Annotated in this window: 13 protein-coding genes and 1 pseudogene; 7 read left to right on the forward strand and 7 right to left on the reverse strand. The window is 68.9% G+C overall.

The window, feature by feature from the left end; genetic code table 11:
* Positions 1 to 23: 23 nt before the first annotated feature.
* The 6 genes and pseudogenes from ACZ1HC_RS01285 to ACZ1HC_RS01310 form a co-directional block, all read right to left on the reverse strand.
* A pseudogene (locus ACZ1HC_RS01285) lies at positions 24 to 3,076 on the reverse strand (efflux RND transporter permease subunit).
* Positions 3,073 to 4,248: an efflux RND transporter periplasmic adaptor subunit gene (locus tag ACZ1HC_RS01290; RefSeq protein WP_472698406.1), complete on the reverse strand. Its 1,176-nt coding sequence runs from the start codon at positions 4,246 to 4,248 to the stop codon at positions 3,073 to 3,075. Before ACZ1HC_RS01290 ends, ACZ1HC_RS01285 begins: the two are co-directional and overlap by 4 nt.
* A gap of 83 nt (positions 4,249 to 4,331) precedes the next feature.
* Positions 4,332 to 5,102 (reverse strand): division plane positioning ATPase MipZ, encoded by a 771-nt coding sequence (locus ACZ1HC_RS01295; protein ID WP_472698407.1) that lies wholly within the window; start codon positions 5,100 to 5,102, stop codon positions 4,332 to 4,334.
* Between the two features lie 121 nt (positions 5,103 to 5,223).
* Positions 5,224 to 6,108, reverse strand: coding sequence for a DMT family transporter (locus ACZ1HC_RS01300; RefSeq protein WP_472700747.1), 885 nt, complete (start codon positions 6,106 to 6,108; stop codon positions 5,224 to 5,226).
* A gap of 32 nt (positions 6,109 to 6,140) precedes the next feature.
* Positions 6,141 to 6,710, reverse strand: coding sequence for a peroxidase-related enzyme (locus ACZ1HC_RS01305; RefSeq protein WP_472698408.1), 570 nt, complete (start codon positions 6,708 to 6,710; stop codon positions 6,141 to 6,143).
* 53 nt (positions 6,711 to 6,763) lie between these two features.
* Entirely contained in the window at positions 6,764 to 7,609 is an 846-nt protein-coding gene (locus ACZ1HC_RS01310; RefSeq protein ID WP_472698409.1) for a LysR family transcriptional regulator, read from the reverse strand.
* Positions 7,610 to 7,708: 99 nt separating this feature from the next.
* On the opposite strand from ACZ1HC_RS01310, the gene ACZ1HC_RS01315 reads away from it, so the two are divergent.
* From ACZ1HC_RS01315 to rpmE, 7 genes are all read left to right on the forward strand, one after another.
* A complete protein-coding gene (locus tag ACZ1HC_RS01315; protein ID WP_472698410.1) occupies positions 7,709 to 8,296 on the forward strand; it encodes an FMN-dependent NADH-azoreductase in 588 nt (195 codons plus the stop codon).
* 177 nt (positions 8,297 to 8,473) lie between these two features.
* Entirely contained in the window at positions 8,474 to 9,970 is a 1,497-nt protein-coding gene (ffh, locus tag ACZ1HC_RS01320; protein ID WP_472698411.1) for a signal recognition particle protein, read from the forward strand.
* Positions 9,970 to 10,278: a chorismate mutase gene (locus tag ACZ1HC_RS01325; RefSeq protein WP_472698412.1), complete on the forward strand. Its 309-nt coding sequence runs from the start codon at positions 9,970 to 9,972 to the stop codon at positions 10,276 to 10,278. The genes ffh and ACZ1HC_RS01325 overlap by 1 nt, the downstream gene beginning before the upstream one ends.
* Before the next feature lie 43 nt (positions 10,279 to 10,321).
* Positions 10,322 to 10,678, forward strand: coding sequence for a 30S ribosomal protein S16 (rpsP, locus tag ACZ1HC_RS01330; RefSeq protein WP_207100987.1), 357 nt, complete (start codon positions 10,322 to 10,324; stop codon positions 10,676 to 10,678).
* Positions 10,679 to 10,724: 46 nt separating this feature from the next.
* Positions 10,725 to 12,092 (forward strand): tRNA (guanosine(37)-N1)-methyltransferase TrmD, encoded by a 1,368-nt coding sequence (gene trmD, locus ACZ1HC_RS01335; protein ID WP_472698413.1) that lies wholly within the window; start codon positions 10,725 to 10,727, stop codon positions 12,090 to 12,092.
* Entirely contained in the window at positions 12,089 to 12,472 is a 384-nt protein-coding gene (rplS, locus tag ACZ1HC_RS01340) for a 50S ribosomal protein L19 (protein WP_472698414.1), read from the forward strand. The genes trmD and rplS overlap by 4 nt, the downstream gene beginning before the upstream one ends.
* Before the next feature lie 11 nt (positions 12,473 to 12,483).
* Positions 12,484 to 12,705, forward strand: a complete 222-nt coding sequence (gene rpmE, locus ACZ1HC_RS01345) for a 50S ribosomal protein L31 (protein WP_472698415.1) — start codon at positions 12,484 to 12,486, stop codon at positions 12,703 to 12,705.
* Positions 12,706 to 12,849: 144 nt separating this feature from the next.
* Here rpmE and ACZ1HC_RS01350 read toward each other — a convergent pair whose 3' ends face one another.
* Entirely contained in the window at positions 12,850 to 14,808 is a 1,959-nt protein-coding gene (locus tag ACZ1HC_RS01350) for a methylmalonyl-CoA mutase family protein (protein WP_472698416.1), read from the reverse strand.
* Between the last annotated feature and the right edge of the window lie 15 nt (positions 14,809 to 14,823).

Genomic DNA, 14,823 nt, shown 5'->3' on the forward strand with positions numbered 1-14,823 from the left:
TGCCGGCCGCTGCGCGAAGTTCCTCATTCGGCCGGCTGGCGAGGCCGGTTCAGCCCGACCCACCGCGCAATCCAGCCGGTCAGCCGCCCCTGCCCGCCGTGGATCAGCGAAAACAGCGCCGGCACGAACAGCAGCGACAGGACGGTGGACAGCAGCAGCCCGCCGATCACGGCGATCGCCATCGGCGCGCGAAACTCGCCCCCTCCCCGGTCGCCAGGGCCGAGGGGATCATCCCCGCGCTCATGGCGATGGTGGTCATGACGATGGGGCGGGCGCGCTTGTGCACGGCGTCCAGGATCGCCTCGCGCTTGGCCACCCCCCGGTCGATGGCCGACAGCGCGAACTCGACCAGCATGATCGAGTTCTTGGTAACGATCCCCATCAGCATCAGAAAGCCGATCACCACCGCCATGCTGATGGAATGGCCGGTCGCGAACAGCGCCAGGATCGCCCCGCCGATGGCCAGGGGCAGCGACAGCAGGATCGACACCGGCGTGATGAAGTTGTGAAACAGCAGCACCAGCACGACATAGACCAGCAGCACCCCCGCGCCCATCGCCGTGCCGAAGGCGCCGAAGACCTCGCCCATGATCTCGGCATCGGCCGATGGCTGGATCAGCGTGCCCGGCGGCAGGTCGATCTGCGCCTGCAACGCCGTCACCTGCGCGCTGACAGGACCCAGCAGCTGCCCCTCGGCCAGGTTGGCGCTGACGGTGGTCTGGAACTGGCGGTCATAGCGGCCGATCTCGGTCGCCCCGGCCGACAGCGCGACATCGGCCACCGCCCCCAGCGGCACCTGCCCGGCCAGCGAATCGACCCGCAGGTTCTGGACCGTCGCCAGATCGGCGCGGGCTTCGGCGTTCAGGCGCACGACGATGGGGATCTGCTCGTCGCCCGCGTTGAACTTGGCCAGGTTCGCCTCGACATCGCCCAGCGTGGCCACCCGCAGCGTCGTCGCCATGTCGCTGGCCGAGACGCCCAGCTGCGCCGCCACGTCGGCGCGCGGCGTGATGCGGATTTCGGGCCGCTGCAGCCGCGCCGTGGTGGTCACGCTTTCCAGCGACTCCAGATCGGCCATCGCGCCGGCCAGACGTTCGGCGGCAAGCGCCGCGCCTTCCTCGGTGCTGCCCAGCACGTTGATCGTCAGGTCGTTCTGGCCGGCCTCGTTCTGGAAGTTCACGCGCATGTCGGGCGTGCCGGACAGGCGGGCCTTCAGCGCCTCCTCCAGCGCGAACTGCGACCGCTCGCGCGTGTCCTTCTTGCCATAGTTGATCATCGCCCGGGCCTGCGTCACGTCCGATCCGTCGCTGTAGACGAACACCGACTGCACCTCGGGCACCTCGGCGATCTGCGCGGACAGGCGGCGCGCGGCGCCTTCGGTTTCGCCGATGGTGGCCCCCGGGGGCAGTTCCACCTCGATCTGGCTGCGGCCGATGTCGGATTCGGGAATGAACTCGGTGGGCAGCAGCGTCGCGGAATAGATCGAGACGGCGAAGATCCCCAGCCCGGTCAGCAGCGTCAGGGCGCGGTGGCGCATGGTCCAGCCGACCAGGCGCATCAGCGCGCGCATCGTGAAGCCGTCGCGCCCTTCGCTGCCATGCACCGTGCCGCGCATCAGATAGGCCGCCATCATCGGCGTGATGATCCGCGCCACCAGCAGCGAGAACAGCACCGAGGCCGCCACCGTCAGCCCGAACTGCTTGAAGAACTGCCCCGGGATGCCGCCCATGAAGCTGACCGGCGCGAAGACCGCGACGATGGAGAAGCTGATCGCGATGACCGTCAGCCCGATCTCGGTCGCGGCTTCCTCGCTGGCCTCGTAGGGCGGGGCGCCCATGCCGATGTGGCGGACGATGTTCTCGATCTCGACGATGGCGTCGTCGACCAGGATGCCGGTCACCAGGGTGATGCCCAGCAGGCTGATGGCGTTCAGCGTGAAGCCCAGCCAGTCCATGACCAGAAAGGTCGGGATGATCGACAGCGGCAGGGCCACCGCGGCGACCAGCGTGGCCCGCCAGTTCCTGAGAAACAGGAACACCACCACCACCGCCAGCGCCGCCCCTTCGTACAGCGTGTGCATGGCGCTTTCATAGCTGGCCCGGGTATATGTGGTGGCGTCGTCGATCAGGCTGATGCGGATGTTCGGGTGGCGCTCGGCGATCTGCGCCAGCCGTTCCTTGGCGCCGTCGCCCGCCCCCAGATCCGACGCCCCGGTGGTGCGGTAGATGCCGAAGGCCACCACGGGCTGGCCGTCCAGCAGGGCGAAGCTGCGTTCCTCGGCCGGGCCGTCGATCACCTGGCCAAGCTGGTCCAGCCGGATCGTGCGCCCCCCGGCGATCGAGATGGGCGTCCCGGCCAGTTGCTCGACGCTGTCGGCCGCGCCCAGGGTGCGGATCGCGTATTCCCGCCCGGCCAGATCGCCCCGCCCGCCGCCCAGGTCGATGTTGCGGGCGCGAAGCTGGTTCGACACGTTCGCCGCCGTCAGCCCGTGGGCCAGCAGCCGGTCCGGGTCCAGTTCCACCTTGATCTCGCGCGCCGCGCCGCCGATGCGGCTGGTCTTGCCCACCCCGTCCACGGTCGAAAGCTCTCGTCCGATGACGTCGTCCACGAACTTCGACAGCGCCTCGATCGACTGGGTGGGGTCGCTGACCGCATAGGTCAGGATCGGCATTCCCGTCACGTCCAGCCGCTGCACCAGGGGTTCGTTGATGCTTTCGGGCAGTTGCTGGCGGACGTTGGACACGGCGTCCTTGACGTCGTTCACGGCACGGTCGCTGTTCGTCTCCAGCTCGAACTCGACCACGATCACGGCGGCGCCGTCGGTCGCGTTCGAGGTGATGTGGCGCACCCCGGTGACAGAGGCGATGCTGTCCTCGACCGGCTGGATGACCTGGCTGGTCAGTTCCGAAGGCGCGGCCCCGGGCTGGGCGATGGTCACCTGCACCAGGGGCAGGTCGACGTTGGGCATGGCCGTGACCGGCAGGCGGGCAAAGCTGTAAAGCCCGGCGATCAGCAGGACCAGAAACAGCGCGACCGGCGGGACGGGGTGGCGGATCGACAGCGTCGCGAAGTTCATGGCTGGTCTTCCTGCCCGGCGGGGACCGGGCGGACCCTGTCGCCGGTGCGGAAGAAGGCGCCGGACCGCGCGATGACCTGTTCGCCCGGGGCCACCCCCTCCAGGATCTCGCGCCGGCCATCCCACAGAAGCCCCGCCCGGACCGGGCGCGTCTGGACCATGCCCTCGTGGACGACCTGAACGCGCTCGCCCTGCTCATCGGCCAGGACGGCGGATGCGGGAACCGTCACGGCCTGCCGGCGGTCGGTGATGACCCATCCGCTGGCGAACTGCCCGATCCGGATTCCTTCGCCCCGGTCAAGCGTGATGCGCATGACCCCCAGCCGCGTCACCGGATCGACCGCCGCCGGGACCAGGCGCACCCGCCCCGTCACCATGCCCGCGCCCGCCACGCTGATCTCAGCCCGGTCGCCGACCTTCAGGCCGCCCAGCGCGGTCTCGATCACCTCGGCCGACATCTCGACGGCGCCATCGGCCAGAAGGACGAACATCGGCTCGCCGCCGCCCACGCCGGCAAGCGTGCCCAGTTCGGCGTCGCGGGCCACTACCACGCCATCCACGGGGGCCACGATCTCGGCCCGGTCCAGGTTCAGCCGGGCGATGCGAAGCGCGGCCTCGGCCTGGGCCAGGGCGGCCCGGGCCACCGCAAGGCCGTCGGCGGCGGATGCGGCCTGGGCGCGGGCATTGGCCTCGGCGGCGATGGCGTCGTCCAGCGCGGATTGCGGGGCCGTGCCCCCCTCGCGCAGCCGCTGCACCCGCGCCAGCACCGCCTGCGCCTGCGTAAGGGAAGCCTGCGCGCTGTCGATGGTGCTTTGCGCCTGGCCGATCCCGGCCTCGGCCCGCTGGTATTCGGCGCGGGCCTGCTCAAGCTGGGCGGCAAGGGTGTCGGTGGACAGGCGCGCCAGCACCTGGCCCTTGGTCACGCTGTCGCCGGGCTCGGCCAGGATCTGCGTCAGTTCCGGGCCCGACACATGCGCAAAGACCCGCACCAGCTGGCGCGCGACGATGCTGCCGGACACCGGGACGCGGGCCTGGACCTCGGTCCGGGCGGCCGGCGCGACGGTGACCGACGGCACCACGCGCGCCGGCGCCTCGGAGGCGGCAGCGGGTTCGTTGGCCGGGGCTGCCAGGGGCAGGACCGACGCGATAAGGAGAGCGGCGAGGAAGCGCATGGGTCCGCCAGGGTCTGCAAGGGCCTGCCCGCCAAGATAATCACGCAGGATGCCGGCAACAACGCGCGCGGCCGGGCGCGGGCCTAGAAATCGACCGAAACCCCCGGCAGGTTCAGTTCCGCGATCAGGTCGCGCAGTTCCTGGCGCGCGGCGATGTTGGACATCGACAGCTGTTCGGTGCCGATGTCCCTGAGGTCCAGCAGCGTCAGTCCGCGCGGAAACAGTTCGCGGAAGATGACCCGTTCGGAAAAACCCGGCGCCACGCGAAAGCCGATGCGGCGCGACAACTCCTCCAGCGCGCCGCCCACCTTGCGCTTGTTGTGCATCGCCTGGGTGCCCAGACGGTTGCGCAGCACCAGCCAGTCGATCGGCCCCGCCCCCGCCTGCCCGCGCATCTGCCGCGCCGACCAGACCATCTCGGCATAGATCGACGGCCCGAGGATCCCGCCCTCGGGCGAGAGGCGCGCCAGCAGGTCGAAGTCGATGAAGCTGTCGTTCATCGGCGTGATCAGCGTGTCCGCCAGCGCGTGCGCCATCTGGCTGAGCCGGGTATGCGACCCCGGGCAGTCCAGCAGGATGAAGTCGCAGGTCTTTTCCAGATCCCGCAGCGCCGGGGTCAGGGGATCGCCGCCTTCGCCCAGAACGCCGATCGCGGGCATGGGCAGGTCAAGCCCCTCGCGCGCGGCGAAATGGGCGCGATTTTCCAGATAGCGGCCGAAGCTGCGCTGACGCACGTCCAGATCCAGCCCGCCGACGCGGTGCCCCATCCGCGCAAGCGCCGTCGCCACGTGCATCGAGGTCGTGGACTTGCCCGAGCCGCCCTTTTCATTGCCCACAACGATGATATGCGCCACCCGCCGCCCCTTGCCGCCGCCCTGTCCGGGCGGACCCTAGCCAAGGGGCGATGCGAAAGAAAGCGCCGCCCGGCAAGGGCCGCCACGGCGAGGGCGGCAGGGACGCGTCTCGGGACGCCTGTCAGGACGCGGGGGCCGGCCGGCCGTGGGGCTCGTCGGATTTCAGCAGCAGCGCCAGCGCGGCCAGGATGGCCAGGATGCCCGGCAGAAGCATCGCGCCGGGCAGGCCGCGCCCCAGGGCGGCCTCGGACAGGATCACCCAGAGCGGCGTCAGATAGGTGTAGGCCATCACCTTGGCGGCGGGCAGCCGCATGGCCGCGAACTGCACCAGCAGCGTGGTCAGGGCACTGGCGAAGATCGAGACGTAGAAGATCGTGATCCAGACGATCGCCGGAAGCTGCCCCCAGGTGGTCGAGGTCAGCGCCCCCCAGCCCCAGGCCGCGGTCAGGATGCCGCCCGCCACCAGCGTCCCCAGGCTGGAGATTAGCGGCCCCTCGCCCCGGCTCAGCCTGCGCACAAGCGCCGCATAGAGCGCGTGCAGCGCGCAGCCGACGAAATAGATCGCCTCGCCGCGGCCGATCTCCAGCCGGACCAGCGCCGCGGGGTCGCCCCTGAAGATCACCCACAGCGCCCCTGCCCCGCCCAGGGTCAGCGCCAGCGCCAGATGCGCGGTCATCCGCTGGCGCAGCAGCAGCCAGCCGAAGCCCGCCGCCATGATCGGCGTCAGCGTGAAGACCGCGCTGGCCGACACCGCCGGGGCGGTCTTCAGCCCCTCGAACATCAGCACGAAATAGCCGGCGAAGGCTCCGCCCAGCAGAAGATAGCGCCAGGGCGCCGTCAGCAGGGCGCGCGGCCTGCCCCGGCCGGGCATCAGCGCCGCCATCCCGGCCAGGATCCCTGCGGCGATGACGAAGCGCGCCACGGTGATCGCCGCAGGGTCGATCAGGTTCGCGGCCCTGACGCCCAGGGAAAAGGATCCCGCCACCAGCGCCGAGAACAGCAGCATCGCGGCGTGGCCGCGCAGGGCCTCCGGCCGGCTCACCCCCGGCCCATCATGTAGAATTCGTCGTTGGCCCGGATATCCCCGGCATTGGCCAGACGGTTCGACATCCCGAAAAAGGCCGCGATGGCGCCGATGTCCCAGATTTCATCGGCGTCGAAGCCCGCCTCGCGCAGGGCCTGGTGATCCGCCTCGTCGATCCGGTCGGCGGCGACGGTGACCTTGTCGGCATAGGTCAGCATCGCGCGCTGCCGGTCGGTCAGATCGGCCTTGCGCCAGTTGATCGCCACCTGATCCGCGATCCGCGGGTTCTTGGCGCGGATGCGCAGGATCGCGCCATGCGCCACCACGCAATACTGGCAGTTGTTGATGCCGCTGACCGCGACGACGATCATTTCCCGTTCCGCCTTGGTCAGCCCCGTGTCCTTGTCCATCAGCGCCTGATGATGGGCGAAGAAGGCGCGGAACTCGGCCGGGCGATGGGCCAGGGCCAGAAAGACGTTCGGCACGAAGCCGGATTTCTCGGCGACCTCGGCGATGGCGTCCTGCATGTCCTGCGGCAGGGCAGACAGTTCGGGAACGGGAAAGCGGCTGATGGGGTGGGTCATGGGGGTTCCTCCTGCGGTCACAGTGGCGCAGGAACGGCACGGGGTGAAGGGGTTCAATCGCCCCGCAGCGCCGCGACCGCCGCCTGGATCTTCGGGCTGCGGTGCAGATCCACATGGGTGACCAGCCACAGGCGCGATTCCCATTCCGGCAGGGCCATCACCTCGACCAGACCTTCGGCCCGCGACAAGGGCAGCGGGCCGATGGCCAGGCCCGCGCGGATCACCGCCTCGCGCGCGGTCTCGTCGCTGGCGGTCAGCAGGATCTGGCCGGGATCGACCCTCCCCTGCAGCCAGCGCATCAGCGGCGCGTTGCGGTCCTGCGGGCCCATCAGGGCCAGCCGGTGGCCGGTGACATCCGTCACCTCGCCATGCGCGGCGATGTAGTCGGGCGCGGCATAGAGCGCGTGCCGCACGGTGCCGATCGGGCGAACGACGTAATCGGGTTCGGTGGGCTGGCCGCCGGCGCGGATCGCGACATGCGCCTCGCCCGCGTCCAGGCGGAACAGGCGCACGTCGGTGACATAGGCGATCCGCAGGCCGGGATGCCGGCGCATCAGGCGGATCAGCCGGGGCATGACCAGATCGGCCAGTTCCGGCAGCGAGGTCACGACCAGGTCGCCCTCGATCCGGTCGCATCCCCCGGTGAGCTGCGCGGCCAGTTGCGCAAAGCGTTCGTCGGCCTCGCCCGCGACCTTCAGCATCGCCTGCCCCGCCTCGGTCAGGGCATAGCCGCGCGGGTGGCGCTGGAACAGCTTGACGCCCAGTTGCGCTTCCAGCCCGTCGATCCGGCGGATGACGGTGGCATGGTGGACGCCCAGGCTTTCCGCCGCGGCGCTGACGGTGCCGTGGCGCGCCACGGCCAGCGCGATGCGCAGATCGTCCCAACTGTCGATATTCATGTGCATCCCCGCACAGACATTGCGCGCTTATGGCCATTTTCTCGGGCGGCTCCCAGCCCTAAATCATCACCAACGCACCATGCCTGAACGGATCATCCCATGAACATCCTGCATATCGACAGCGCCATCACCGGCGATGCCTCGGTGTCGCGCAAGCTGACCGCCGACATCGTGGCCAAGCTGACGGCCGCCCATCCCGATGCGGCCGTGACCTATCGCGACCTGAACCAGGGCGTGCCCGCCATCGACGCCGACTGGTTCGCCGCCGTCCGCATGGCCCCCGCGGACCCGACGCCCGAACAGCAGGCGATCATCGCCACCTCGGACGCCTACCTGGCCGAGGTTCAGGCCGCAGACGTGCTGGTGATCGGGCTGCCGGTCTACAACTTCAACCTGCCCGCGCAGCTGAAGAACTGGCTGGACCAGATCGCCCGGGCCGGAAAATCCTTCCGCTATACCGCCGAGGGGCCGGAAGGCCTGCTGAAAGGCAAGCGCGCCATCATCGCCTACAGCGCGGCCGGAACGCCGCTGGGCTCGGCGATGGACCACGCCTCGGGCTATATCCGGTTCATGCTGGGCTTCCTGGGCATCACCGATATCGAGTTCGTGGCCGCCGACCGCCTGGCGCTGGACCGCGAGGCGGGCCTGGCCCGCGCGCAGGAGGCGCTGGAAAACCTGGCCGCCTGATCCGCCGTGCGTAACAAGTGCGACGGCCCGCGTTGACTCGCGGGCCGTTTTTTCGTATCAGCCCCCGGATTCCCGGAAGGATTGGCCTTCCGGTCCCTTCCCTGCGTGGGGATCGCCCTCCGTCAGCGCGTCGCGCCCACGGGGGCATCACTGTTTTGGACCGAAGGAGGCCCGGCGATGTTCGAGAACCTTTCCGACCGTTTGGGCGGCGTCTTCGACCGGCTGACCAAGCAGGGCGCCCTGTCCGAGGACGACGTCGCCGCCGCCATGCGCGAGGTCCGCGTGGCCCTGCTGGAGGCCGATGTCTCGCTTCCCGTGGCGCGCAACTTCGTCAAGGCCGTCACGCAGAAGGCCACGGGATCGGCTGTCACCAAGTCGATCACCCCCGGCCAGCAGGTCGTCAAGATCGTCCATGACGAACTCATCAAGGTGCTGCAGGGCGACGACGCGCCCGAGGCGTTGCGCATCGACAATCCGCCGGCGCCGATCCTGATGGTCGGGTTGCAGGGGTCGGGCAAGACCACCACCACCGCCAAGCTGGCCTTGCGCCTGAAGGAACGCGAGAAGAAGCGCGTGCTGATGGCCTCGCTGGACACCAACCGCCCCGCGGCGATGGAACAGCTGGCGATCCTGGGCAGCCAGATCGGCGTCGATACGCTGCCCATCGTTCCGGGCCAGACCGCGACGCAGATCGCCCAGCGCGCCAGGCAGCAGGCCAGTCTGGGCGGGTATGACGTGGTGATGCTGGACACCGCGGGGCGCCTGCATATCGACCAGCAGCTGATGGACGAGGTTCAGGCCGTCCGCGACATCGCCCAGCCGCGCGAGACGCTGCTGGTGGTCGATGGCCTGACGGGCCAGGACGCGGTGAACGTCGCCACCGAATTCGACGGCAAGGTGGGCATCACCGGCGTGGTGCTGACGCGGATGGACGGCGACGGGCGGGGCGGCGCGGCGCTGTCGATGCGCGCCATCACCGGCAAGCCGATCCGTTTCGTGGGCCTTGGCGAACGGATGGACGCGCTGGAAACCTTCGACGCGCAGCGCGTCGCGGGGCGCATCCTCGGCATGGGCGACATCGTGGCCCTGGTCGAGAAGGCCCAGCAGGTGCTGGAGGTCGAGCAGGCCGAACGGATGATGAAGCGGTTCCAGAAGGGGCTGTTCAACATGAACGACCTCAAGGGCCAGCTTGAACAGATGCAGAAGATGGGGGGCATGCAGTCGATCATGGGCATGATGCCCGGCATGGCCAAGATGGCCAAGCAGGCCGAGGCCGCCGGCATGGACGACCGCGCCATCGCCCGGCAGATCGCGCTGATCAATTCGATGACCCGGAAGGAACGCGCCAATCCCGACATCCTGCAGGCCAGCCGCAAGAAGCGGATCGCGGCGGGCGCCGGGATGGAGGTGTCGGAACTCAACAAGCTTCTGAAGATGCAGAAGCAGATGGCCGACACGATGAAGAAGCTGGGCAAGATGGGCAAGGGCGGGATGCTGAAGCAGGCCATGCGCGCCATGACCGGCAAGGGCGGCGGGCTGCCTGACCTGGAGAACTTCGACCCCGCCAAGATGGCCGAGGCCCAGAAGATGCTGCAGGATCCGCGCGGCCTGGGCGGGCAGCTTGGCAAGGCCGGGCTTCCCGGGGGCCTGTCGGGGATCTTCGGGAAGAAATGATGATGGACGCCCCGGCCGACCCCGCCGCCCGCGCCGCGGCCCTTCTGCGCGATCACCGCGCCAGCATCGACCGGCTGGACGCGATCATCGTCTATACGCTGGCCGAACGCTTCAAGCACACCCAGTCCGTCGGCCGCCTCAAGGCCGAACACGACCTTCCGCCGTCCGACCCTGCCCGCGAAGCGCAGCAGATCGAGCGGCTGGAACGCCTCGCGCGCGAGGCCGACCTGGACCCCGACTTCGCGCGCAAATTCCTGAACTTCGTGATCGCCGAAGTGATCCGGCACCACGAGACCTTCCAATCCTGACGGCGGGATCCCCGCCAAACCCGCCATTACAAGGAGAAAAGCAATGGCAACGAAAATCCGTCTGGCCCGTGGCGGCAGCAAGAAGCGCCCGCACTACGCCATCGTCGTGTCCGATTCGCGGATGCCGCGCGACGGCCGCTTCCTGGAAAAGCTGGGCACCTACAACCCGCTGCTGGCCAAGGACAGCGAAGACCGCATCAAGCTGGACCTGGACCGCGCCAAGCACTGGCTGGACCAGGGCGCCCAGCCGACCGACCGCGTAGCCCGTTTCCTGGAAGCCGCCGGCGTCCGCGAAAAGGCCACCCGCGCCAACATGAAGAAGGCCGAGCCCGGCAAGAAAGCCACGGCCCGCGCCGCGGAAAAGGCCGCGAAGGCCGCCGCCCCGGCCGAGGCCGAGTGATCCGGGCGGGCGGGGGCGACCCCGCCCGATGTGCCGCGGGGGCCGCATGTCACAGGACCGCATCTGCGTGGGCGCGATCGCCGGGGCCTTCGGGGTCGGCGGCGAGGTGCGGCTGAAAAGCTTCTGCGCCGAGCCCGCCGACATCGCCACCTATGGTCCCCTGACGACCGAGGACTGCAGGCGCAGCTTCACCCTGCGGCTGACCCGCCCCGTCGCGGGCGGCCTGGGCGCGCGCCTGTCGGGCGTGGCGACCCGGGAAGAAGCCGAGGCGCTGAAGGGCACGACGCTCTGGGCGCCGCGATCCGCCCTGCCCTCGCTGCCCGACGACGAATTCTACCACGCCGACCTGATCGGGCTCGAGGTCGTGGATACCGGCGGGGCCGTGCTGGGCCGGGTCCGCGCGATCTTCGACCACGGCGCGGGCGATATTCTGGAAGTCGTGGGCGGCAAGGACGTGCTGCTGCTGCCCTTCACCCGCGCCGTCGTGCCGACGGTCGATCTGACCGCGCGCCGCATCGTCGCAGACCCCCTGCCAGCGATGAGTGACCAGCCCAAGTCCCACGGCCGGCTGTCCATCACCCCCAGCCTGCGCCCGCGCGAGTTGATGGCCGAACCGCAGGTGCAGGGCGCCTGGACCGCCAGCATCGTCACCCTGTTCCCCGAGGCCTTTCCTGGCATCCTGGGCCTGTCGCTGACGGGCAAGGCCTTGGCGCAAGGCTTGTGGAACCTGCGCACCATCCCGCTGCGCGACTTCGGCATCGGCCGGCACCGCAACGTCGATGACACGCCCGCGGGCGGCGGCGCGGGCATGGTGATCCGCGCCGACGTCATGGACGCGGCCCTGCGCGAGGCGCGGCAAGGCCCGCCGCGGCCGGTGATCTACATGTCCCCGCGCGGTGCGCCGCTGACGCAGCGCCGCGCCCGCGCGCTGGCGCAGGGCAACGGCGTCACGCTGATCTGCGGCCGCTTCGAGGGCGTGGACCAGCGCGTTCTGGACGCGCACGACGTCGAGGAGATCAGCATCGGCGATTATGTCCTGACCGGAGGAGAGATCGCCGCTCAGGTCTTGATTGACGCGACGGTTCGCCTTATACCGCGCGTGCTGGGGAATCACGACTCTCTGGCCGAGGAATCCTTTTCCATCGGCAACAGGGGGCTTCTGGAAGCCCCCCAGTTCACGAAGCCCGCCCAATGGGAAGGCCGCGCGATCCCCGAGGTTCTGCTGTCGGGCAATCACGCGGCCATTCAGCGTTGGCGGGCGACCGAGGCCGAAAGGCTGACCAAGCAACGCCGCCCCGACCTGTGGCGGGCATGGGCCGAACGGCCCGTGGACCCGGCAAAGGACCGACAGCTCTCGGGCGCATCAGACCAATCGCGGGGCCACCGCGAGCATGACAAGGAACCCAGGCGATGAACCTGATCGCAGAACTCGAAGCCGAGCAGATCGCCCAGCTCGGCAAGACCATCCCGGATTTCAAGGCCGGCGACACCCTGCGCGTCGGCTACAAGGTGACCGAGGGCACCCGGACGCGCGTGCAGATGTATGAAGGCGTCTGCATCTCCCGCAAGGGCGGCGCGAGCCTGGCCGCCAGCTTCACGGTGCGCAAGATCAGCTTCGGCGAGGGGGTGGAGCGGGTGTTCCCGCTGTATTCGACCAACATCGATTCGATCGAGGTCGTGCGCCGCGGCAAGGTCCGCCGCGCCAAGCTGTACTACCTGCGCGACCGTCGCGGCAAATCGGCCCGGATCGTGGAAAAGACCAATTACCGCGCGCTGTCCGACGCGAAAGCCTGAGGGTTCGACCGATGAAAAAAGACATCCATCCCGACTACCACACCATCGAGATCAAGATGACCGATGGCACCACCTATCAGACCCGCTCGACCTGGGGTGCGGAAGGCCAGACCATGACGCTGGACATCGACCCGACCGTGCACCCGGCCTGGACCGGCGGCTCGGCCAAGCTGATGGACACCGGCGGCCGCGTGTCGAAGTTCAAGAACAAATACGCCGGCCTGGGCTTCTGATCAGCCCTGCCGCTGGAATTGCAAAACGCCGCCCCTGACCGGGCGGCGTTTTTCGTTTCGCCCCGTCCTGGCTCATCTTCTGTGCCCAAATATCCCGCAGGGGGTCAGGGGGACGCGAAGTCCCCCGGCCATCGCGGGACGCACTCACGCCGCCTCGACGCTTGGCTCCACCAGCGCCACGATGTCCATCATGATCGTGTTCAGCTGGAAGTCCTTGGGCGTATAGACCCGCGCCACGCCCATTGCCCGCAGCCGGGCCGCGTCCTCATCGGGGATGATGCCGCCGACGACCACGGGCACATGGTCCAAGCCCGCCGCACGGATGCGCGCCATCAGATCCTCGACCAGCGGCAGGTGGCTGCCCGACAGGATCGACAGACCGACCACATGGGCGTCCTCCTGCCGCGCGCGGGCGACGATCTGTTCGGGCGTCAGGCGGATCCCTTCATAGGTGATGTCCATGCCGCAATCCCGGGCGCGGAAGGCGATCTGTTCCGCGCCATTGGAATGGCCGTCAAGGCCCGGCTTGCCCACCACGAACTTCAGCCGCCGCCCCAGGCGGGCGCTGACGGCATCGACTGCCTCGCGGATCTGCTCCAGCCCCTCGGTGCGGTTCGACGGACTGCTGGAAACCCCCGTGGGTCCGCGATATTCGCCGTGGACCTGGCGCATCACCCCCGCCCATTCGCCGGTCGTTGCCCCCGCCTTGGCCGCGGCGATCGAATGCGGCATGACGTTCTCGCCCCGCGCCGCCGCGTCCCGCAAGGCCCCCAGCGCCCGCTGCACCGCGCCCTCATCCCGCGCGTCCCGCCAGGCCTGCAGCCGCGCGATCTGGTCCTGTTCCACCGCCGGATCGACCACCATGATCCCGCCGTCGCCCGCCGTCAGGGGCGAGGGCTCTCCCTGCTGCCAGCGGTTCACGCCCACCACCACCGTCTCGTTCGTTTCGATGCGGCCCAGACGTTCCGCATTCGATTCGACCAGCCGCGCCTTCATGTAGTCGATGGCGGCGATGGCCCCGCCCATCTCGTCCAGCAGGCGCAGCTCGTCTCTCGCCCCCTGCTTCAGCTCCTCGACCTTGGCGGCGATGACCGGGTTGCCATCGAAGAGGTCGCCGTATTCCAGCAGGTCGGTCTCATAGGCCAGGATCTGCTGCATCCGCAGCGACCATTGCTGGTCCCAAGGGCGCGGCAGGCCCAGGGCCTCGTTCCAGGCGGGCAGTTGCACGGCGCGGGCGCGAGCGTTCCTGGACAGCGTGACGGCCAGCATCTCCAGCAGGATGCGATAGACGTTGTTTTCGGGCTGCTGTTCGGTCAGGCCCAGGCTGTTGACCTGCACGCCATAGCGGAAGCGGCGGTATTTCTCGTCCTCGATGCCGTAGCGCTCGCGCGTGATCTCGTCCCAAAGCTCGGTGAAGGCGCGCATCTTGCACATCTCGGTGACGAAGCGGATGCCCGCATTCACGAAGAAGCTGATGCGGCCGACCATTTCGGGGAAGGTCTGGGGCGGCACCTTGTTCCTCAGGTCGTCCAGCACGGCGATGGCGGTGGCCAGCGCATAGGCCAGTTCCTGCTGCGGCGTCGCCCCGGCTTCCTGGAGGTGATAGGAACAGACGTTCATCGGGTTCCACTTGGGCAGATGCTTGCGCGTATAGGCGGCCACGTCGGTAATCATCGCCAGCGACGGCTTCGGCGGGCAGATATAGGTCCCGCGCGACAGGTATTCCTTGATCAGGTCGTTCTGCACGGTGCCCTGCAACTTCGCGATGTCAGCGCCCTGCTCCTCGGCCACGGCGATGTACAGCGACAGCAGCCACGGTGCCGTGGCGTTGATGGTCATCGAGGTGTTCATCTGCTCCAGCGGGATCTGGTCGAACAGCGTCCGCATGTCGCCCAGATGGCAGATCGGTACCCCGACCTTGCCGACCTCGCCCCGCGCCAGAACATGATCGCTGTCGTATCCGGTCTGCGTCGGCAGATCGAAGGCGACCGAAAGGCCGGTCTGCCCCTTGGCAAGATTCGTGCGATAGAGCGCGTTCGACTTGGCGGCCGTCGAATGGCCCGCATAGGTGCGGAACAGCCAGGGTTTGTCACGGAGCGTCATTGCCGAACCTCGATC

The organism is Paracoccus sp. BR5-17 (assembly GCF_055693925.1).

Coding starts and splice junctions, on each gene's coding strand:
- ACZ1HC_RS01290 (WP_472698406.1), bottom strand. CDS start 4,248: ATGCGCTTCCTCGCCGCTCTCCTTATCGCGTCGGTCCTGCCCCTGGCA.
- ACZ1HC_RS01300 (WP_472700747.1), bottom strand. CDS start 6,108: ATGCTGCTGTTCTCGGCGCTGGTGGCGGGATCCTTTTCCCTGGGCGTC.
- ACZ1HC_RS01305 (WP_472698408.1), bottom strand. CDS start 6,710: ATGACCCACCCCATCAGCCGCTTTCCCGTTCCCGAACTGTCTGCCCTG.
- ACZ1HC_RS01310 (WP_472698409.1), bottom strand. CDS start 7,609: ATGAATATCGACAGTTGGGACGATCTGCGCATCGCGCTGGCCGTGGCG.
- ACZ1HC_RS01315 (WP_472698410.1), top strand. CDS start 7,709: ATGAACATCCTGCATATCGACAGCGCCATCACCGGCGATGCCTCGGTG.
- ffh (WP_472698411.1), top strand. CDS start 8,474: ATGTTCGAGAACCTTTCCGACCGTTTGGGCGGCGTCTTCGACCGGCTG.
- ACZ1HC_RS01325 (WP_472698412.1), top strand. CDS start 9,970: ATGATGGACGCCCCGGCCGACCCCGCCGCCCGCGCCGCGGCCCTTCTG.
- rpsP (WP_207100987.1), top strand. CDS start 10,322: ATGGCAACGAAAATCCGTCTGGCCCGTGGCGGCAGCAAGAAGCGCCCG.
- trmD (WP_472698413.1), top strand. CDS start 10,725: ATGTCACAGGACCGCATCTGCGTGGGCGCGATCGCCGGGGCCTTCGGG.
- rplS (WP_472698414.1), top strand. CDS start 12,089: ATGAACCTGATCGCAGAACTCGAAGCCGAGCAGATCGCCCAGCTCGGC.
- rpmE (WP_472698415.1), top strand. CDS start 12,484: ATGAAAAAAGACATCCATCCCGACTACCACACCATCGAGATCAAGATG.
- ACZ1HC_RS01350 (WP_472698416.1), bottom strand. CDS start 14,808: ATGACGCTCCGTGACAAACCCTGGCTGTTCCGCACCTATGCGGGCCAT.